General features: G+C 71.7%; 4 protein-coding genes. All 4 read left to right on the forward strand.

All coding sequences use genetic code 11. The features are described 5' to 3' along the window. Window positions 1-173 precede the first annotated feature (173 nt). Genes SACSA_RS0101740 through SACSA_RS0101755 form a run of 4 tightly spaced genes read left to right on the forward strand, consistent with a single transcriptional unit; the run spans window position 174 to window position 4,264 of the window. Window positions 174-932 carry an ABC transporter ATP-binding protein gene (locus SACSA_RS0101740; RefSeq protein ID WP_019813030.1) on the forward strand — a complete coding sequence of 253 codons (759 nt, stop codon included), beginning with the start codon at window positions 174-176 and terminating at the stop codon, window positions 930-932. 28 nt (window positions 933-960) lie between these two features. Continuing rightward, on the forward strand, window positions 961-1,839 hold the full coding sequence (locus SACSA_RS0101745; RefSeq protein WP_019813031.1) for a branched-chain amino acid ABC transporter permease: 879 nt from the start codon (window positions 961-963) through the stop codon (window positions 1,837-1,839). Beyond that, the gene (locus SACSA_RS0101750) at window positions 1,839-2,942 is read left to right on the forward strand and encodes a branched-chain amino acid ABC transporter permease (RefSeq protein ID WP_019813032.1); all 1,104 of its coding nucleotides are present in this window, start codon (window positions 1,839-1,841) and stop codon (window positions 2,940-2,942) included. Before SACSA_RS0101745 ends, SACSA_RS0101750 begins: the two co-directional genes overlap by 1 nt. Next, window positions 2,939-4,264, forward strand: a complete 1,326-nt coding sequence (locus tag SACSA_RS0101755; protein WP_019813033.1) for an ABC transporter substrate-binding protein — start codon at window positions 2,939-2,941, stop codon at window positions 4,262-4,264. Before SACSA_RS0101750 ends, SACSA_RS0101755 begins: the two co-directional genes overlap by 4 nt. Window positions 4,265-4,372: the final 108 nt, after the last annotated feature.

Here is a 4,372-nt window from a genome sequence, read left to right on the forward strand (position 1 = left end):
GGCCGCTGTGCTGATGGCCGGCGCGCTCGTGCTCGACACGGCGATCACGGCGACGCGGGTTGTCGTACAGGACAAGTGTGCCCGTACGACGTTATCCCATTCGACAACGACCCGGCCTCCCGCGCCTCCTACCGTCGGTGCGCACCGAAGCATCGACCGTCGTAGGAGCCGCTATGGACGCCGTGACCAGCCCGCCGACCCCGGTCAACGAGCCGGAGTTGGCGGTGCGGAAGCTGACGAGCCGTTACGGCCCCGTCGTGGCGCTCGACGCGGTGAGCCTGCGTGCCCGGCCCGGCGAGATCACGGCGGTGCTCGGCGCCAACGGCGCGGGCAAGACCACGCTGCTGCGCACGGTGTCCGGCCTGGTCCGCCCCGAATCGGGGAGCGTGCGGCTCGGCGGCCGGGAACTGACCGGCGTGCCCGCCGAGAGCGTCGCCAGGGCCGGCGTCGCGCACGTCCCGGAGGGCCGGGGTGTGATCACCGAACTCGACGTCGAGGAGAACCTGCGGCTCGGCGTGCTGCTGGGCGGCGCGCGGCGCGCGTCCGCCGAACGCCGGATGGACCTCGACGCGGTGTACGAGCTGTTCCCAGCGCTGGCCCAGCGCCGAAGGCAGCGCGCCAGCTCGCTGTCGGGAGGCGAACGCCAGATGCTGGTGCTCGGCAGGGCCCTGCTGTCGGCACCGGAAGTGCTGCTGCTGGACGAGCCGTCACTGGGGCTGGCGCCGCGCGTCGTCGCGCAGATCTTCGGCGTCGTCCGCGATCTCGTGGACCGGGCGGGGCTGACGGTGCTGCTGGTGGAACAGAACGCGCGCAGCGCGCTCTCCATCGCCGACACCGGGTTCGTGCTGAGCCTCGGCAGGGTGGTCGCCTCCGCCGACGCGGCGGCGCTGGCCGCCGACGACGACCTCCGCCACGCCTACCTCGGTTTCTGACCGCTCCCGGGAGGAGTCGAAGCACCCGATGCAGCAATTCGTCAACCTCACCCTCAACGGGCTCAGCCAGGGCGCCATCTACGCGGCCTTCGCGCTGGCGCTGGTGCTGATCTGGCGCTCCACCCGCGTCATCAACTTCGCGCAGGGCGCGATGGCCATGTTCACCACCTACCTCGCGCTCATGCTGATCGAGAGTGGACAGTCGTACTGGGTCGGCTTCGCGGCGGCCCTTGTGGGCGGTCTCGTGCTCGGCGCCGCCGTCGAACGCGTGGTGATCCGGCCGGTCGAGGGCGGGCCCGAGCTGAACGCGGTGATCGTCACACTCGGTTTGTTCATCGCCATCCAGGCACTCGCGGCCATCCTGTTCGGCTCGTCCTACGAGTCCTTCCCCGCGCCGTTCGACCTGCGCGGGTTCCGGATCGGAGAGACCACGGTCGCCTTCACCCCGTTCAGCGCGTTCGTCGTCGTCGCGGTGCTGGTGGTGATGCTGGCGCTGGTGGCCCTGTTCCGCTTCACCGACCTGGGCCTGCGGATGCGGGCCTCGGCGTTCAGTCAGGAGGTCTCCCGCCTGCTCGGGGTGCGTGTCGGCCGCATGCTCACGCTCGGCTGGGCGTTCGCCGCCGTGGTCGGCTCCCTGGCGGGATTGCTCATCGCGGGCGGCAGCCTCATCCACCCCGCCTACATGGAGCCGGTCATCGTGTTCGGGTTCGTGGCCGCGGTTCTGGGCGGCCTGGACAGCCCCGGCGGCGCGGTGGTCGGCGGCCTGGTGATGGGCCTCGTGCTGTCGTTCGTGTCCGGATACCTCGGTAGTGAGCTGGTGACCCTCGCCGCGCTCGCCATTCTCGTCGGGGTGCTGCTGGTGCGCCCGCAGGGACTGTTCAGCCACGCGGCCGAAAGGAAGGTCTGATGACCGCGCTCACCGCGGCCGCGCGCCGCCTCATCCCGCGTTCGCCGCTGCCGAGGCACGTGCTCGCCGTGCTCGCCGCGCTCGTGGTGGTCGTGCTGGTGCTGGAGAACACCGGCTCGTTCCGTGCCTCGCAGCTCGCCACGATGTCCTACTACGCCATCGCCGCCGTCGGCCTCACCGTGCTGACCGGGTTGAACGGGCAGATCTCGCTCGGGCACGGAGCCCTGATGGCCGTGGGCGCCTACACCACCGGGCTGCTGCTCGGCGACGACGGCCTGCCCTTCCCTGTGGTGATGGTGCTCGCCGCGGCGGCCACCGCGCTGGTCGGCATCGTCGTGGGAGCGGCGGCCTCCCGCCTGCACGGTCCGTACCTCGCGGGCGCCACGCTCGCGTTCGCGGTGGGGACACCGGGACTGGCCGTCTACTTCGACAGCGTGCTGGGCGGCGAGCAGGGGCTGCCCGTGGCCGCCCCGACGGCCCCGGCCTGGTTCGACGACGCGATGTTCTTCCTCACCGGCAACGATCTCGGCAGCCAGAAGTACCTCGCCTATCTCGGCTGGGGCACGTTGCTGGTGGTGATGCTGCTGCTGGCGAACCTGATCGCGAGCCGGTACGGCCGAATTTGGCGTGCCGTGCGCGACGACGAGGTGGCCGCGGAACTGTCCGGTGTGCGCCTGGGGCACACGCGGGTGCTCGCCTTCGTCGTCAGCGCGGCTTGCGCCGGGCTCGCCGGGTCGGTGCTGGCCATGGTCGTGCGGCTCGCCGCGCCGAGCGGGTTCACGATCGTGCTGTCACTGTCCCTGCTGACCGCCGTGGTCGTGGGGGGACTGGGCAGCCTCGGTGGTGCGCTGCTGGGCAGCGCACTGCTGGTGTTCCTGCCGCCCGCGGTGACCGACCTCGGCACCGCCGCCGGGCTCACCGGCGTGCAGGCCGCGGAGCTGGCGCCGCTGGTCTACGGCGTGGTGCTCGTGCTGGTGATCCTGCTGGCCCCGGGCGGGGCGATGGGCCTGCTGCGCGGGCTGTGGCGACGCCGGGTGCGGCGCCCGGGTGGAGGTGTTCCGGGCCACGAGGGCCGGGGCGACGACGAAGGAGGAACCGAATGAGACAGCGGCTGCGGCGGCGTGGCGCGGTGGTGACCGCGCTGGCCGCGATCGTGGCACTGACGGCCTCGGCCTGCGGTGCGGGCGGTCGGTCCGAAAGCGACGGCGGTGGCGAGGTCGGAGTGACCGGGGACAGCGTCACCGTCGGCGGGCACTTCCCCCTCACGGGCGTCGCGGCCCCGGGCTACAGCGACATCCCGACCGGCACGAAGGCCTACTTCGACTACGTCAACGCCAACGGTGGCGTGCACGGCCGGACCATCGACTACGTCTACCGCGACGACGCCTACAACCCCACCAACACCAGCCAGGTCGTCAACGAACTGGTGTTGCAGGACGAGATCTTCGCGATGCTCGGCGGGCTGGGCACCCCCACGCACAGCGCGGTGCTGGACTTCCTCGACGACAACGAGGTCCCCGACCTGTTCGTCTCCTCCGGGTCGCTGCTGTGGGACCAGCCGGAGACCTACCCGCGCACGTTCGGCTGGCAGAGCGACTACGAGATCGAAGGCAAGATCATCGGCAAGTACCTCGCCGAGAACCACCCCGACGCCCGTGTCGGCCTCTTCCTCCAGGACGACGACTTCGGCGAGGACGGCGAGAAGGGTCTGCGTGCCTACCTCGACGACCAGATCGTGGCCACCGAGCGCTACGCGCCCACCAACAACGACGTCGCGCCCCAGCTCAGCGCGCTGCAGGCGGCCGATGTCGACCTCGTCGTCGGGTTCACCGTGCCCTCGTACACCGCGCTGAGCCAGCTCGCGGCGATGCGGCTCGGCTTCGAGCCGCAGTGGGTCTACAGCAATGTCGGCTCGGACCCGGCGTTGGTCGGGTCGCTGCTGGCGCGCTTCTCCGAGGGCGCCGTCGACGACGCCGGGTCGCTGGACGGCGCGATCACGACCGAGTACCTGGCCGGGGTGGACGACACCGACGACCCGTGGGTGCGCCTGTGGCGCAAGGTCTGGTCCGAGCACGGTGGCGAGGGCGAGCTGACCAACTACCGCGTCTACGGCATGGCGCAGGCCTACACCTTCGTCCAGGCGTTGCAGGCGGCCGGTCCCGAACTGACGCGGGAGGGTCTGGTCGACGCCCTCGAACGGGCGGGGGGAGAGTTCGCGGGTCCGACGCTGGCGCCGTTCCGCTACGGGCCGGACTCGCACGCCGGAGTCGGCGGAGTCCGCGTCGCGGAGATCACGGGTGAGTCCTCCATCGAACTCGCGCCCGTCCAGGTCACCGACAACGGCGACGCCCCGATCACCCCGCTGGAGGGTGAGCACGCGCCGCCGCCCGAGGACGGCATTCCGGACGTCGCGCCGGTGGGGTGAGCGTGTCCGGTGGGTCCGGCCACCGGACACGGTCAGGACAGCCCGAGCGCGGCGGTGAGCAGCCGCGCGGCCGACCCGCCGCGCTCGATGGCGGCGTCGAGCGCGGCG

The sequence above is a fragment of the Saccharomonospora saliphila YIM 90502 genome, from assembly GCF_000383795.1.
Taxonomy (GTDB): Bacteria; Actinomycetota; Actinomycetes; order Mycobacteriales; family Pseudonocardiaceae; genus Saccharomonospora; species Saccharomonospora saliphila.

What these genes read in the sequence shown, in the direction of transcription:
- SACSA_RS0101740 (WP_019813030.1), top strand. Translation starts at nt 174, where the DNA reads ATGGACGCCGTGACCAGCCCGCCGACCCCGGTCAACGAGCCGGAGTTG.
- SACSA_RS0101745 (WP_019813031.1), top strand. Translation starts at nt 961, where the DNA reads ATGCAGCAATTCGTCAACCTCACCCTCAACGGGCTCAGCCAGGGCGCC.
- SACSA_RS0101750 (WP_019813032.1), top strand. Translation starts at nt 1,839, where the DNA reads ATGACCGCGCTCACCGCGGCCGCGCGCCGCCTCATCCCGCGTTCGCCG.
- SACSA_RS0101755 (WP_019813033.1), top strand. Translation starts at nt 2,939, where the DNA reads ATGAGACAGCGGCTGCGGCGGCGTGGCGCGGTGGTGACCGCGCTGGCC.